This is a genomic window from Mesorhizobium sp. M0077, assembly GCF_040322955.1.
GTDB lineage: Bacteria > Pseudomonadota > Alphaproteobacteria > Rhizobiales > Rhizobiaceae > Mesorhizobium.
Genome location: NZ_JAMYUL010000001.1, coordinates 632607 through 646919 on the forward strand (window position 1 = coordinate 632607; position 14313 = coordinate 646919).

The following is a 14313-nucleotide window of genomic DNA, read 5'->3' on the forward strand; positions in this document are numbered from 1 at the left end:
CCCGCCGCCGGGCGGGTGCCTTTGCTTTCATCGAAATGTCAGCGAGGCGGTGCCTTATTTATCGAGAAAACCAGTGATCACTTTGACGGTCGCGTCGGGGTTTTCCTCCATGATCCAGTGACCGGAGTCGGGCACGATGCCGCTCGTGACATCGGTCGCAACAAGCCGCAGGAGATCGGCCTGCGTGGTGCCGGCGGATTTTTCACCGCCGACAGCCAGCACCGGCATGGTCAGTTTGCCGCCGGCGGCAAGCATCGCCTGGTTGTCGATCGCGTCCTGGTCAAACGCCTTGAACTGCTCGAAAGCGTCATGCATCGCATGCGGGCGGGCATAGAGTCTGGCGTAGTGCTTGCGCGTGGCCTCGTCGATCTTCTTGGGGTCTGCCGACAGTTCGTTGTAGAAGCGATCGAGATAGATGCGCTCGCGCCCTGCGACCAGCCGCTCCATATCCGGGCCGCGGAAGTTGAAGTGCCAAAGCAGCGGGCTTTGCTTGATCTTTTCCCAATCGCCGATGCCGGGCAGCGGCGCATCGATGATGACCCATTTGGTGATGCGCTTGGGATATTGCGCGGCAAGCGCATAGCCGACCATGTTGCCGATGTCGTGGGTGACGAGATCTGCCTTGTCGATCTTCAGGGCATCCAACACGCCGGCGATGTCGACGGCCTGGTTCTTCTTGGCGTAGCCCGCTTCCGGGTGGGCCGACAGACCCATGCCGCGCAGGTCCGGCACGATGACGGTGTGGTCCTTTGCGAGGGCGATGGCCGCGGCGCCCCACATGTCTCCGGTATCGGCAAAGCCGTGCAGCAGCACGACGGCGGGACCCTTGCCGCCAACGCGCACATAGAGTTTGGTGCCGTTGGTTTCGACGGACTGCGTCTTGAAACCCGGCGGAAAAGGAACGATGCGTGCCGTCGCCGGCAAGGTAACAAGAAGCACACCCAATACGGCCAATACGATCTTGCGCATGTCATCCCCCAGAGACGTCGAAGGCCCCAAGCCTTCGTTGATGACTATCTCTAGCAGGCTTTTCAACCAGCGCATGGTGAAAGAATCACAGAGGGCGCAGCAATGCCGCGCCCTGCGTCAAATCCGCAAAATCGACCGGTTTTATCTGGCCGCCGCCTGCGCCTTCCTGGCTTCCTTCATGTTGGGCAGGAACACCGTCAGCAGGCCGAGCAGCGGCAGATACGAGCAGATCTGGAAGACGAAATCGATGCCTTTCATGTCGGCGACGACGCCGAGCACGGCTGCGGCGATGCCGCCCATGCCGAAGGCGAAGCCGAAGAAGATCCCGGCGATCGTGCCAACACGTCCCGGCACCAACTCCTGGGCAAACACCACGATGTTGGAGAAGGCCGAGGACAGGATCAGCCCGATCAGCACCGTCAGCACCATCGTCCATTCGAAATTGGCGTAGGGCAAAGCGAGCGTGAACGGCAGCACGCCGACGATCGAGAACCAGATCATCGCCTTCTGGCCATAGCGGTCGCCGAACGGGCCGCCGAGCAGGATGCCCAGCGCCGAGGCGCCAAGGAACAGGAACAGCATGACCTGGCTCATCTGCACCGAAACGCCGAATTTATGGATGGAATAGAAGGTGTAGTAGCTGGAGAGCGAGGCGATGTAAGCGTTCTTGGTCAGCACCAGCAGCGTCAGCACCGCCAGCGCTCCCATCACCTTCTTGCGCGGGAAGGGCGAGACGAAGCTTGCTGCCTTGCGATTACCTTGCGCGGCGCGCATCCGGCTGTACCAGCCGCCGACCCGCGACAAAACGATGATGCCGATCAGAGACCCGACGGCGAACCATGAAATGCTGGTCTGGCCGAAGGGCACGACGATGAAGGCAGCGAGCAGCGGCCCCATCGACTGGCCGAAATTGCCGCCGACCTGGAACAAAGATTGCGCCAGGCCAAAGCGGCCGCCGGAGGCAAAGCGGGCAATGCGCGAGGATTCCGGATGGAAGATCGCCGAGCCGATGCCGATCAGCGAGGCGCCGACCAGAAGCAGCGCATAGTGGCCGGCATAGGCGAGCACGATCAGGCCAATCAGCGAGGACGCCATTCCGTAGGGCAGCGAATAGGGCATTGGCCGCTTGTCGGTGATCATGCCGATGACCGGCTGCAGCAGCGACGCCGTGACCTGGAACGTGAAGGTCAAAAGACCGATCTGCCAGAAATCGAGACCGTAGTTCTCTTTCAGCAGCGGATAGATCGCCGGCAGCAGCGATTGCATGATGTCGTTGATGCCGTGGCAAAAGCTCACCGCCAGAATGACGGTGAAGGCGGTCGCCTGGGCTGAAGGGAGGCTGGCGCTTGGCTGCGGTGCAATGCTGGTGGCTGTCGTATCGGTCAAGGCAGGCTCCGAGGTCTTTTTGGCGGGTGTTTGCCCGCAGGCAGGCTTGGCGGCCGCTCCCGCGGACCGCCTTAAGGACGCTCGTCTGAAGCGCTTGGGCGACGCCCCTGCGGAGCGCCTTGGGGATGGCTGCCTTATAAGCCGCTTGCCAGGCGACTTCTTTCGTGGTTTGGTCCAATAGTTTCGCAAGTGGGCCATAGCCGATGCCACATGGCAGGGACATCTTCCGCGCCGGCAATGCCGATCTCGGCCGATTGCACGAAAGCCGCTGGCAGTGGCTGGAGGAGGTTTCCGGGCCGGCGGTGGCTTTGCCGACCGAATATCCCGACGGTTACCTCGTGCCGCAACACCGCCACAGCCGCAGCCAGCTGCTGCATGCGCTGGTCGGTGTCGTGCTGGTGACGACCAGGTACGGGCGCTGGATGGTGCCGCCCGACCACGCAATGTGGATACCGGCCGGCACCGAGCATTCCGTCGAAATGCTGGGCGACGTCTCGATGCGCTCGGTCTATGTCATGCCGGGCGCTATCCCCGGCCTGCCGGAAGGTTTGCGCGTCGTCGGCATCACCGAGCTGATGCACAGCCTGATCGTCGAATCGGAAAAGCTGCCGCAAGGCAGCGAACTGGAAGGCCGCGGCGGGCTGATCATGAACCTCTTGCTGCACGAGATCCCGACCTTGCCGGAACGGCCGCTCGGGCTGCCGTTCCCGTCCGACCCGAAGCTGGCGGCGCTCTGCCGACGCTTTGTCGCGGCACCTTCGCCGCACGCCACGATCGACGAGTGGGCGGATGCCGCAGGCATGAGCCGCCGTTCGTTCACCCGCGCCTTCCAGCGCCAGACCGGACTGTCCTTGTCGACTTGGCGCCAGCAGGCCTGCCTGTTTGCGGCCCTGCCCAGGCTCGCCGATGGCGAGCCGATCACCAGGGTGGCGCTCGACCTCGGTTATGACAGCGTGCCGGCATTCATAACCATGTTCAAGCGCATGCTTGGCGCCTCGCCGCGCGGCTATATGCGCGGCGCCCGCGACGAAGGCATGCGGCGGGCTCAGCCCCGACTTGAGGCCCCGGCGCCGTAGCGCCAGGAAAAGCCCGCAGTACTTTGCCGTAGGCCCTAGTCCAGCTGAACGCCGCTGGCCTTGACGATCGGTTCCCATTTGGCGAGTTCGGCCTTCACATGCACTCCAAGCTCTTCCGGGGTGGAGGCCACGATCGAGGCGCTGAACTGGGCCATGCGGGCGATCACATCAGGGTCTTTCAGGGCTTCAACTGCCGCCTTCTGAAGAACGGCGACGGCCTCCGGCGGCGTGCCTGCGGGCGCGAACAGAGCGTTCCAGCTGTAGGTTTCATAGCCGGGAATGGTTTCGGCAATGGCCGGTATGTCGGGGAAGGAGGGAACGCGCTCCTTGGTGGTGACGCCAAGCGCTCTCAGCGTCCCGCTCTTGATATGGCCCGATGAAGAGGGGAGGTTGTCGAACATCATCGGCACCTGATTGCCGATAACGTCGTTCAAGGCCGGTCCGGCGCCCTTGTAGGGAATGTGCTGCATGCTGACGCCGGCCATCGTCTTGAAAAGCTCGCCGGAGAGATGGAGCGGGGTGCCATTGCCTGATGAGGCGTAGGCATATTTGTCCGGGTCCTTCTTCAGCATCTCGATCAGTTCCTTGACGTCCTTGGCAGGGAATTCAGGGTTCACGACCAGGACGTTTGGCACCAGCACGAGCAACGATATCGGCGCAAAATCCTTCTCCGCATCGTAGGGCTTTGTCTTCAGGATCAGCGGGTTGAGCGCGTGGGTTGCGACCGTGCCCATCAGGATCGTGTAGCCGTCCGGTTCGGCTCGGGCGACCTGGGCAGCGCCGATGCTGCCCCCGGCGCCGCCGACATTTTCGACGACAATCTGCTGGCCCAGCTTTTCGGACATCTTGTTGGCGACTAGGCGCGCGACCAGATCCGTCGAGCCACCGGCGGAAAAGGGGACAACCATGGTGATGGTCCGGTCCGGAAAATCGGCGGCCCAGGCCGCCGGTACTGAAAGGGTGGCTGCAATGGAAACCGCGAGCCCGAGCAAAGTCCTACGCCGCATCTGCTACTCCTCCGTTGATTGGAGGGGCAGTATGGCCATGGTGAACTCCTCGCACAATGCAACCATGGACTGACTGCCCGCCTCAGGAGATCGGGCTTGACACCGATGCTTCGGTTGGCGTGCGCGAGAACGCCTCACCCCTCAGTTCAATCAGCCTTGGTCCAGCTGAAAACAAGCCATTTGTATCGTGACGTCTCTTCAGGCTCGGCCGTGTAGGTCATCTGCATGTCGCCGCCCTCGGTGTAGATGTCGAGCCTGGGTGCCGTGTCCAGTTCGAGCCACACGGAATCGTTCTTGAACGACCATGTCCCGCACCAGACGCAAGGCCCCGATGCCGGGTCACCCGGTTGGTGAAAATTGTAGCGGCCGTCCGCCGTGATCTCCAGATAGTCGAAGGCGCCATAAAAGGCGGTCACAGTCTGCTGAAATTCGGTCGCAGCCGCTTCCTGGTCGGGCTTCGCCGGCTCTTTCAGATCACGCGGTGGCCGGATTGCGGACCCTGCGATGCTCCATTTGCCGATGAAATCCTTTTCGGTGGGAAGATATTCCGTTTGCGCCTGCGCGGTCGAAACCGGAGCGATTGTCGGCGCATAGGCCGCGCTGGCGATGCCGATTGCGAGAAGCATTCCTGCGATGCCTGCAGCCTTGATTCGATTGCGCATCAGCTGGCTCCTTTCACGACGGTTTGGGGCAGATTCCAAAAACGAGATTACCCCCGAGCCAGGCCCGGGGGCACGCTTTTGGGCAACATGGATTAATCGAACAGGCTCGACACGGACTCTTCGGTCGCTGTGCGCGAAATCGCCTCGCCCATCAGGTCGGCGATGGAGATGACGCGGATATTCGGGGCGTCGAGCACGCCTTGCGTCGGCTGGATGGAATCGGTGATCACCAGTTCCTGCAGCTTCGAGCCGCTGATGCGGGCGACCGCACCGCCCGACAGCACGCCGTGGGTGATATAGGCGGTGACGCTGGTAGCGCCGTTGGCGAGCAGCGCATCGGCGGCGTTGCACAGCGTGCCGCCGGAATCGACGATGTCGTCGATCAGCAGGCAATCCTTGCCGGCGACCGCGCCGATGATGTTCATCACTTCGGATTCACCGGGACGTTCGCGGCGCTTGTCGACGATGGCCAGTTGTGCGTCGAAGCGTTTGGCGAGCGCGCGGGCGCGCACCACGCCGCCGATGTCGGGCGAGACGACGACGACATTGGCAAGCTGTTTGTATTTTGCCTTCACGTCACGGGCCATCACCGGCACCGAGAACAGATTGTCGGTCGGAATGTCGAAAAAACCCTGGATCTGGCCGGCATGGAGGTCGAGCGTCAAGACGCGGTCGACGCCGGCGCGGGTGATCATGTTGGCGACCAGCTTCGCCGAGATCGGTGTGCGGCCCGAGGCCCGGCGATCCTGCCTGGCGTAACCGAAATATGGGATGACCGCGGTGATGCGCTTGGCCGAGGAGCGCATGAAGGCATCGATCATGATGAGCAGTTCCATCAGATGATCGTTGGTCGGGAACGAGGTCGACTGCAGGATGAAGACATCCTCGCCGCGCACGTTTTCCTGGATTTCGACGAAGATTTCCTGATCGGCGAAGCGTCTGACGCTGGCCTTGCCCAGCGGGACATTGAGATAGCGGGCGACCGCTTCGGCCAGCACCCGGTTGGAATTGCCCGCGAAAAGCTTCATGCACCGTTCCTGGCGAAGGATGGGGAGGTCCTCTTAATCGGGCTTGTAGCGAGCCGTGCCGGTATTGCAAGCCTCGTTGACGGGAATCCGCCGGCTAATCTCAAAAACGTCAACAGTGAACGGAAGCCGGTAACAGGCGGATCAGCCGGCGCTGCCGCCGAGCCAGGCCGCGAACTGGTCGATCGTCTGGTCGGCGACCGCCTGCATGGTAGCGGGTGCAACCGCGGGCCAGCCTTCGGCGGCATTGACCGAGGGCGCCTTCTGCTGGCCATTGATGCGGTGTAGCCGGTTGCCGGCGGGGTCATAGACGTCCCAGACATAGATAACGGTGGTGTCCTTGCCTTCCGTCATCGTCGAGAAGTAGCCCTTCAGCACATGGGTGGCGGCTTGGTCGGCGCTGCCGGCAAGGGTGATGCCGCGCTGCTTGGCGCGTGTCTGCAGTTCGGCCGTCAGCGGCGTTGCCGCTTCCACCGAGGCGCCGACGATCGGCGCGATCTGCAGCCGGGTCTTCGACAAAGCGGCGGCGCTCTGCGCGGGGTTGGCGGGTGTCGTGGCGCCGACGGCCGGCGCTGGTGTGGCGGCGGGCGCGATGCCCGGGGCAGCCAAGGGCTGAGCCGGTTGGGCCGAGGCTGCCGGCGGCGTGATGGCGGACGGCTCAAGGACGTCCTTGGCATTGGTGCAAGCGGCCAGCACAAGCGCTGCGAGCAATGACACGGTCGTCACATGCGATCGTCTCATCTGCCCGAAAACTCCTTAGTCGCGAACGCCCCCGCGTGGACCAACCATTATGGATTCACTGTACGATCAAGTCGAGATCATGGCGCGAAAGCGGCTTCGGCTGGGATTCGGTGGTCAGGTAGGTGCGGCCAAGCGTCATCGCCGTCTCGGTTTCGGAGTCCATGATGATCATGTGCGCGAACAATGTCATGTTGGGCGCGATCGGCTCGGGATTGCCCTGGTAGAACATCGGCATATCCATCCAGGACGGGGTGAAGCGGGCGCCGACGGAATAGCCGCAGGCGTTCAACCGATGCTTGGTCAGGCTGTGCGCCTCCAGCGTGCGGGCATGCGCGTCGAAGACGTCGCCGAAGGTGTTGCCGGGCGTCATCGCCTTCTCGACCGCCAGAAGAGCCGCGCGGGCGGCGTCGAACAGCTCCTGATGGCGCTTCGACGCCTTGCCGGTCAGCACGGTGCGCATCATCGGCGCGTGATAGTGATGGAACACGCCGGCCCATTCGAGCGTCAGCTGATCGTTCTTGGTCAGCTTGCGGCGCCCGGCCTTGTAGCGGCAGAGCAGCGCGTCGATGCCCGAGCCGATGATGAATTCATTGGCCGGATAGTCGCCGCCGCCGGCAAACACCGCGCCCTGCATGGCGGCAAGGATCAGCGCTTCGTCGCCGCCCTGCTTGATCAGCGGCAGGGCCGCGTCGAGCGCGTCGTCGGAAAGGTTGGCGGCCTTTTCGGCCTTGGCGATTTCAGCCGGGCTCTTGAACAGGCGCAGACGGCCGACAATACCGGAGGCGTCGGCGATCTGGCCGAAGGTCTGCAGCTGCTCGTCGACGCGGCGGCCATTGAAGGCGGTCAGGCCATGGGTGTCGTATTCGACGCCGATGCGGGCGCCGAGGAGATTGAGGTCGTTGAGCAGGTTGCGCAGGTCGACCGCCGGGTTGGCGCCGTCGCGGTCGGTCCACAGCACGATGTTGTCGATGATCGATGTGTGGCGCGCCTGGCGCAAATCGGCCGAGCGGGTGAGCAGCACCATCGAGCCGTCAGCCTTCACAACCAGGCACTGGAAGAAACAGAAGCCGAACGTGTCGTAGCCGGTTAGCCAGTACATGCTCTCCTGGGCGAAAAGCAGTACAGCATCGAGCTTCTTTTCCGTCATCTCGATCATCAACCGGTCACGCCGGGCGTCAAATTCCGACCGTTCGAAATGCAGCGCCATTATCCGTTCTCCAAAACAATTGCCGAAACCTGCCGACCGTAGTCCGGTTCCTTGCGATGCGTCGCGCGCCGGTAGGAAAAGAAGAGATCCTCCTCGGCATAGGTGCAGCGGCCAAGCCCCTCGGCGGTCACGCCAGCCTTCTTCAGCCGGTCGACCGTATAGAGGTTGAGATCGAACATTGCATGCGCCGGATTGGCCGAAGGCGCGAAATAGCCGATGTTTTCGGCATCGGCTTCGACGAAACGGGCGACGAATTCCGGCCCGACCTCGTAATTGTCGGGGCCGATCGAAGGACCGAGAACCGCAATGATGCGCTCACGGCGGGCGCCGAGGCTTTCCATCGCGGCAATGGTGTTTTCAAGCACACCGGTGAAAGCGCCCTTCCAGCCGGCGTGTGCAGCGCCAATGATGCGCGCTTGCGCATCGGCGAACAGCACCGGGCCGCAATCGGCCGTCGAGGCGCCGATGGCGATGCCCGGCCGGTCGGTGACGATGGCGTCGGCCTTGGGCCGCGGGCCGGGAAAGGGTTCCCTGGCAATAACGACATCGGGCGAGTGGACCTGATGCGCGGTCAGGAGATGGCTGGCCGGCACACCCATCCAGGCAGCGACGCGGCGGCGGTTCTCGGCGACCAGCATCTGATCGTCATCCGACCCGGTGCCGATGTTAAGTCCCTGATAGATGCCGCCGGAGACGCCGCCGATACGGGTGAAATAGCCATGGCGGATACCTCGCGGCTTGGCCGCTTCCAGCAGCGGCGAGCGAACAGGATCCGGTTTGGTCTGATTCAGCATGGATGGGTTTGTTGTCCGCGCCGGCGTTTTCGTCAAGGCGAAGTTCGGCCGAGTGATTGCGACAGTGCTGCTGCGTCGACTTTGCATTGGCCAAAAGCAGGCATGCGACCATAGGCGGCGTCGCGGGACGGCTTGTAACGATCTCTGAGGGTCAGACTGGCTGATGCGGCAGGATTTTCAGGATTTTGAACAGCGTGCCCATGCCGTCGGGTCCGGCCAGGCGCTCGACGGCATCGGCAATGGTTTGTCGTGCCTCTTGGCTTGCCTGGCTGCCCAACTGGCCAGCTCGCTCAAGCAATCCCATGCCAAGCAGAAAGTCGCCCTGCGTCGCCAATTCCACATCGAGGCCATGCGCCCGCACGACGGCGGCCAGTGCAGCGAAGTCGACATGGGCGGTGAGATCGGCTTCGCCGGGATTGGCCAGCACATCTTCGGGGGCGTGCCTGCGCACGGCCTGCAATGTGTCGCCGAAACCGGGCTGGAGATGGCCGTAATCGGGGAACAGCCCGGCGCCGCCGTGGTCGGCTATGCGTTCGGCAATGGTCGCCATCAGTGCCGCGCGGGCCGGTGCTATTTCGAAAATAGAGCCTTGTGGCGCCTCGGTGGCGTCTTCCGGCAGCAGCGTCGCCTCGACCGAGCCAGCGCCGGCGAAGAAGCTCAACTCGTCTGAGACATCGAGGCCGATCACCCGTTCGCGCCAGCCGGCGCCGGCGCGGATGAACTGGCGGATCGGCACGGCATCGAACAATTCGTTGCCGACGATCAGCAATGGCGCCTGCGGTAGCGTGGCGATGGTTTCGTGCCAGCCGAGCTCAACCGAACTTTCGGCAAGCGTCTGCTTCTGGATTTCGGTTAGCCGCGGGCTGGTCTCGACCAGAGCGAAGGACGCTCCGGCGGCGATAGCCGGATCGAGCCGCGTCAGGGTGCGAAGCATGTCCTTCATCAGCGTGCCGCGGCCAGGCCCGATCTCCGCGATGGTGACCGGCAGCGGTCGGCCGATCGCCAGCCAGGCCTGATAGAGCCAGACGGCGACGAGTTCGCCGAACATCTGGCTGATCTCGGGTGCGGTGACGAAGTCGCCGGCGGCGCCGAACGGCTCGCGCGTGGTGTAGTAGCCGTCGCTGGGATCGAAAAGGCAGAGCGCCATGTACTCGTTGACGGGGAGGGGCCCGAGCGCGCCGATCAGGTCGACGATGCGGGTCTTCAGCCGTGTCATGCCGGCTGTGGTTGCGGCGCCGGTTTGGCGGTGGCCATCGCCCAGATGCCGGCCAGCACCATCGGCAGCGACAGCACCATGCCCATGGTGAGCCAGCCGCCGAGGAGGTAGCCGAGCTGCTGGTCGGGCTCGCGGAAGAACTCGACGAAGATGCGTGACAGGCCGTAGCCGCAAATGAAGGCGCCGCCGACAAAGCGCGACGTCTTCAGCTTCAGCCGCGAATGGGTGAGGAAGCGCAGGACCAGGAACAGCACCGCGCCCTCGAGCAGCGCTTCGTAGAGCTGGCTCGGATGGCGAGGCTCCAGGCCCGCGACACAACCCGCCACGGTCTGCTGGAGACGCTCGTTGCAGAAGACGACGCCCCACGACACGTCGGTCACGCGACCCCAGAGTTCGGCATTGACGAAGTTCGCGATGCGGACGAGGCCGAGCCCGACCGGCACGCCGGCTGCCACCACGTCGAACAGCGTCCAGGTGCGGATGCCGCGCTTGAGGGAAAACAGCGTCATGGCGAGGATGACGCCAAGCAGGCCGCCATGGAACGACATGCCGCCCTGCCAGACGGCGAAGATGTCGAGCGGGTGGTCGATATAGCGCTTTAAATCGTAGAAAAGCACATAGCCGGTGCGTCCGCCGAGCACGACGCCGACGGCGGCCCAGACGATGAAATCGTCGAGGTCGATCGGCTTCATCGGCAAGACGCCATCAGGCCACAGCCTTGTGTTGGTGACGAGCCGCTTGGCGTACCACCAGGCGAACAGGATGCCGACGATATAGCCGATGCCGTACCAGTGCACAGCCAGCGGGCCGATCTGAACCAGGATCGGGTCGATGTTGGGGAAGGACAGCGACGCCATCGGCAGCGGGAAATAGTCGTTCAACAGGATCTCCTGGGAGGGCTCGCGTTAGGGCGCGGACCATGCGGCAGGGTTTTGGCTGGGTCAAGGCAAGGTGACGACAGCCTGATCGTCAGAGATAATGGGCTCAACCCTGCGGCTTGCCGGCGACCAATTGCCTGAGCGCATCGTTGATCCTGTCTTGCCAGCCGGGGCCATCTTCCTGGAAATGGTCGAGCACGGCGCGATCGATCCTGATCGAGACAAGCTCGCGAACGTTTGGTGCGGCGGAGGGTTCGCGAATGGGAGGCGCGGGTTTCTTGACCGGCTTGAAGGCCGCTTCAGCGGCTTCCATCGGATTGGTCGGTCGGCGCGGGGGCGTTGCCATTGGTTGATCCTGAATGAGAGTGACTCTTGCCTGAGCAAGTCGTGAGGAAAACTAGGCCGCTGGTCTGCGAAGACCAGTAACTTCACTTGGTTCTCTCTGCCATTGCCCTGTATTTGGCTTCAAGCCTGTCCAGCACCTCGTCGCCAGGCTTGACCCGGCCCGCATCGGCATCCGAAATGCCCTTTGCGAGTGCTGCATCGAGTGCTGCAAAGCGCTTCTCCAAGTCCGCACTGTCCGTCACGGCAACCGTCGTTCCAAGAATCCATTTGCGATAATAGCAATCTGTCGGCCGGACCGTGAGCCAAATCGCGTCCGACATGAAGCCGCACCAGCTTCAACGTTCTTGCATTCCGCAGGCAGTGCCACTACGTCAATTCGAGCAAGCGAGGATTTGCCATGTCAACCGGACCGAACCGCATTCTCGATGAATTCGCCAAGCTGATGACCGATGCTGCGGGTGCCGCACAAGGCGTGCGCCGCGAGGTGGAGACTGCCTTCAAGGGGCAGGCCGAGCGCATCCTCAACACCATGGATGTGGTGCAGCGCGAGGAGTTCGAGGCTGCCCGCGAGATGGCTGCCAAGGCCCGCGAAGAAAACACCAGGCTGGCCGCCCGCATCGACGCGCTCGAGGCCAGGCTTGCCGAATTGACCGGACAGGCCGCACCTGCGGCTGCGGCAAAGCCCAAAGCAAAAAAATAAAATTTAAACTTTTCCACAAAGCACAATCCGAAAAAGTGCTTTGCCGTGAATCGTTTACCGGCAATGCATGAATCTTTGTGACAGCGCCTTTCCACATGCTGATGACGCAGTGCGAAAAATTAGGCTGTTCACGCGACTCCCGATCAATAGACTGAATTTGTTGCATGATTCGGAGCAGGGTCATGCGGCCGGGCGGTGGGGTCCGGTCCGGGGTCTTTGTGTCGTGAAGTCCTGGCCGTCCGAGTTCAAGACAAATTGTTCGTCGTGTGTGCCCCGCGGAGCGTGTGGCGCTCCCCTGAACACAGGAAGCATTCCATGGAACTTCTCGAACTCGAATTCTCCCGCGAAATCCATCCGGTGGATGTCATCGAGCAGGTCGCCCATAACAATGACTGGTCCTTCGAACGGGCCGGCGATGACGAAATCTCGATCTCGGTTGCCGGCAGCTGGACCGACTATCACGTCTCCTTCTCATGGATGGAGGATTTCGAGGCGCTGCATCTGGCCTGTGCTTTCGACATCAAGGTGCCGGAAGCCCGCGCGCTGGAAGTGATGCGGCTGTTGTCGCTGATCAACGAGCAGATGCTGTTTGGCCATTTCGATCTCTGGGAGCAGGAGGGCGCGATCATGTTTCGCCAGTCGCTGCTGCTTGCCGGCGGGGTCGAACCGTCGAGCCAGCAGGTCGAGGTGCTTTTGTCGTCGGCGCTTGAAGCCTGCGAATGCTATTTCCAGGCCTTCCAGTTCGTTGTCTGGTCGGGAACCTCGGCCAAGGATGCGCTGGCCGGTGTCCTGTTCGAGACCTATGGCAACGCTTGAGCTTCCATGAGTTCGAGCAGCGCGCGCAAGCCCGAGATCAGCTTTGCCGATTTTGATCGTGTCGACATCCGTGCCGGCACGATCGTCGAGGCCGAGCCTTTCCCCGAGGCGCGCAAACCCGCCTTCAAGCTGAAGATCGATTTCGGCCCTGAGATCGGCGTGAAGAAATCCTCGGCACAGATCACGAAATACTATGCGCCGGAAACGCTGGTGGGACGGCAGGTGTTTGCGGTGGTGAATTTCCCGCCGCGCCAGATCGGTCCGTTCATGTCCGAAGTGCTCACGCTCGGCTTCCCTGATGAGGAAGGCGCCGTGGTCCTTGGCGCCATCGAGCGCAAGGTGCCGGACGGCGGCAGGTTGTTTTAGGAAGATTGCGTCAGGCGGCCAGCTTGCGCCTTGTGCTCAGCGCCTCTTCGACCGTGTCCATGAACATTTCGGCGCAGGCTTTCCAACTGTAGCGCATGGCGCGTTCGCGCGCCTCGGCGCGGTCGACATTGAGCGCGGCGAGCGAGGCCTCGCGCAGATCGGTCGACACCGCGCCGCCGATGCCGTCGCCGACAATGTCGATCGGTCCGGTGACCGGATAGGCGGCCACCGGCGTGCCGCTGGCCAGCGCCTCGATGATGACGTTGCCGAACGTGTCGGTGCGGCTGGGGAAGACGAAAACATCAGCCGAGGCGTAGATCTCGGCCAGCTCATCGTTCGGGCGATGGCCGAGGAAATGCGCCTGCGGGTACTTCGCCCTGAGCCTGGCCAGTTCCGGTCCTTCGCCGACGATCACCTTGCTGCCGGGCAAGTCGAGATCGAGGAAGGCGCTCAGGTTCTTCTCGATGGCGACGCGGCCGACGCACAGGAATACCGGGCCAGGGAAGCCGAGGTCCTTCTTCTTGTCGGGGCGGAAGTGATCGGTGTCGACGCCCCGCGTCCACGGCCTGAGCTTGGTGAAGCCTCGCGACGCAAGGTCCTCCGCCAGCGACTGGGTGGCGACCAGCGTGCCTTGTCCGGAATTGTGGAAATCACGCAGCCAGCGATAGGCCCAGCTCTCCGGCACCGGCAGGCGGGCGCTGAGATATTCGGGAAAGCGGGTGTGATAGCTGGTGGTGAAGGGACGGCCGGCATTGCGGCAATAGCGCCGCGCCATGATGCCGAGCGGGCCTTCGGTGACGATATGGATATGGTCGGCCTTGCGAGCCTCGATCAGCCGCGCGACATGGCCGGGCGTGGTCAGCGCCAGCCTGATGTCGGGGTAGGTCGGCAACGGCAAGGTGCGAAAGATGTTCGGGGTCAGGAAGTCGACCGCAACGTCGAAGGTTTTCAGCGTTTCGGTGAGCCGCTCCAGCGTGTGGACGACGCCGTTGACTTGCGGCCGCCAGGCGTCGGTGACCATCAGGATGCGCATGGCGGTCCTTTGCTCGGGTCGACGGTTGCCTTGATGCGATAGCGGTACGGCCCGGCTGCCCTCGCTTCGCTCCACCGCACCCGGGCAGGCAC

The 14313-nt window shown here is 62.9% G+C and carries 17 protein-coding genes; 4 read left to right on the top strand and 13 right to left on the bottom strand.

Going from position 1 to position 14313, the window contains the following annotated elements; all coding sequences use genetic code 11:
- Positions 1–54 precede the first annotated feature (54 nt).
- Both NKJ57_RS03035 and NKJ57_RS03040 read right to left on the bottom strand, forming a co-directional pair.
- On the bottom strand, positions 55–969 hold the full coding sequence (locus NKJ57_RS03035; protein ID WP_352510481.1) for an alpha/beta fold hydrolase: 915 nt from the start codon (positions 967–969) through the stop codon (positions 55–57).
- Between the two features lie 141 nt (positions 970–1110).
- The gene (locus NKJ57_RS03040; RefSeq protein WP_023670046.1) at positions 1111–2355 is read right to left on the bottom strand and encodes an MFS transporter; all 1245 of its coding nucleotides are present in this window, start codon (positions 2353–2355) and stop codon (positions 1111–1113) included.
- Positions 2356–2558: 203 nt separating this feature from the next.
- On the opposite strand from NKJ57_RS03040, the gene NKJ57_RS03045 reads away from it, so the two are divergent.
- A complete protein-coding gene (locus NKJ57_RS03045) occupies positions 2559–3431 on the top strand; it encodes an AraC family transcriptional regulator (RefSeq protein ID WP_352510482.1) in 873 nt (290 codons plus the stop codon).
- Between the two features lie 35 nt (positions 3432–3466).
- Here the strand turns inward: NKJ57_RS03045 and NKJ57_RS03050 are convergent, their stop codons facing one another.
- The 10 genes from NKJ57_RS03050 to NKJ57_RS03095 form a co-directional block, all read right to left on the bottom strand.
- On the bottom strand, positions 3467–4438 hold the full coding sequence (locus NKJ57_RS03050) for a Bug family tripartite tricarboxylate transporter substrate binding protein (protein WP_023695796.1): 972 nt from the start codon (positions 4436–4438) through the stop codon (positions 3467–3469).
- A 146-nt stretch (positions 4439–4584) separates the two neighbouring features.
- Positions 4585–5100 carry a hypothetical protein gene (locus tag NKJ57_RS03055; RefSeq protein WP_023670049.1) on the bottom strand — a complete coding sequence of 172 codons (516 nt, stop codon included), beginning with the start codon at positions 5098–5100 and terminating at the stop codon, positions 4585–4587.
- Between the two features lie 92 nt (positions 5101–5192).
- Positions 5193–6128: a ribose-phosphate pyrophosphokinase gene (locus NKJ57_RS03060; RefSeq protein WP_023686119.1), complete on the bottom strand. Its 936-nt coding sequence runs from the start codon at positions 6126–6128 to the stop codon at positions 5193–5195.
- Positions 6129–6269: 141 nt separating this feature from the next.
- Positions 6270–6866: a hypothetical protein gene (locus tag NKJ57_RS03065; RefSeq protein WP_352510483.1), complete on the bottom strand. Its 597-nt coding sequence runs from the start codon at positions 6864–6866 to the stop codon at positions 6270–6272.
- Positions 6867–6921: 55 nt separating this feature from the next.
- Positions 6922–8073, bottom strand: a complete 1152-nt coding sequence (locus tag NKJ57_RS03070; protein ID WP_023683716.1) for a M24 family metallopeptidase — start codon at positions 8071–8073, stop codon at positions 6922–6924.
- Complete coding sequence (gene pgeF / locus NKJ57_RS03075) at positions 8073–8867, bottom strand: peptidoglycan editing factor PgeF (protein WP_023705898.1); 795 nt, start codon at positions 8865–8867, stop codon at positions 8073–8075. Before pgeF ends, NKJ57_RS03070 begins: the two co-directional genes overlap by 1 nt.
- Before the next feature lie 151 nt (positions 8868–9018).
- Positions 9019–10083 (bottom strand): class I SAM-dependent methyltransferase, encoded by a 1065-nt coding sequence (locus tag NKJ57_RS03080; RefSeq protein ID WP_031237653.1) that lies wholly within the window; start codon positions 10081–10083, stop codon positions 9019–9021.
- On the bottom strand, positions 10080–10964 hold the full coding sequence (gene lgt / locus NKJ57_RS03085; RefSeq protein ID WP_023713942.1) for a prolipoprotein diacylglyceryl transferase: 885 nt from the start codon (positions 10962–10964) through the stop codon (positions 10080–10082). Before lgt ends, NKJ57_RS03080 begins: the two co-directional genes overlap by 4 nt.
- A 103-nt stretch (positions 10965–11067) precedes the next feature.
- The gene (locus tag NKJ57_RS03090; protein ID WP_023683720.1) at positions 11068–11307 is read right to left on the bottom strand and encodes a BrnA antitoxin family protein; all 240 of its coding nucleotides are present in this window, start codon (positions 11305–11307) and stop codon (positions 11068–11070) included.
- A gap of 82 nt (positions 11308–11389) precedes the next feature.
- Positions 11390–11548, bottom strand: a complete 159-nt coding sequence (locus NKJ57_RS03095; RefSeq protein ID WP_245259839.1) for a hypothetical protein — start codon at positions 11546–11548, stop codon at positions 11390–11392.
- Between the two features lie 155 nt (positions 11549–11703).
- On the opposite strand from NKJ57_RS03095, the gene NKJ57_RS03100 reads away from it, so the two are divergent.
- From NKJ57_RS03100 to NKJ57_RS03110, 3 genes are all read left to right on the top strand, one after another.
- Complete coding sequence (locus tag NKJ57_RS03100; protein WP_352510484.1) at positions 11704–12006, top strand: accessory factor UbiK family protein; 303 nt, start codon at positions 11704–11706, stop codon at positions 12004–12006.
- Between the two features lie 315 nt (positions 12007–12321).
- Complete coding sequence (locus NKJ57_RS03105; RefSeq protein ID WP_006202532.1) at positions 12322–12822, top strand: type III secretion system chaperone family protein; 501 nt, start codon at positions 12322–12324, stop codon at positions 12820–12822.
- A gap of 6 nt (positions 12823–12828) precedes the next feature.
- Positions 12829–13188 carry a tRNA-binding protein gene (locus NKJ57_RS03110; protein WP_023672028.1) on the top strand — a complete coding sequence of 120 codons (360 nt, stop codon included), beginning with the start codon at positions 12829–12831 and terminating at the stop codon, positions 13186–13188.
- A gap of 10 nt (positions 13189–13198) precedes the next feature.
- Here the strand turns inward: NKJ57_RS03110 and NKJ57_RS03115 are convergent, their stop codons facing one another.
- The gene (locus tag NKJ57_RS03115; RefSeq protein ID WP_023683722.1) at positions 13199–14221 is read right to left on the bottom strand and encodes a glycosyltransferase family 4 protein; all 1023 of its coding nucleotides are present in this window, start codon (positions 14219–14221) and stop codon (positions 13199–13201) included.
- Positions 14222–14313 lie beyond the last annotated feature (92 nt).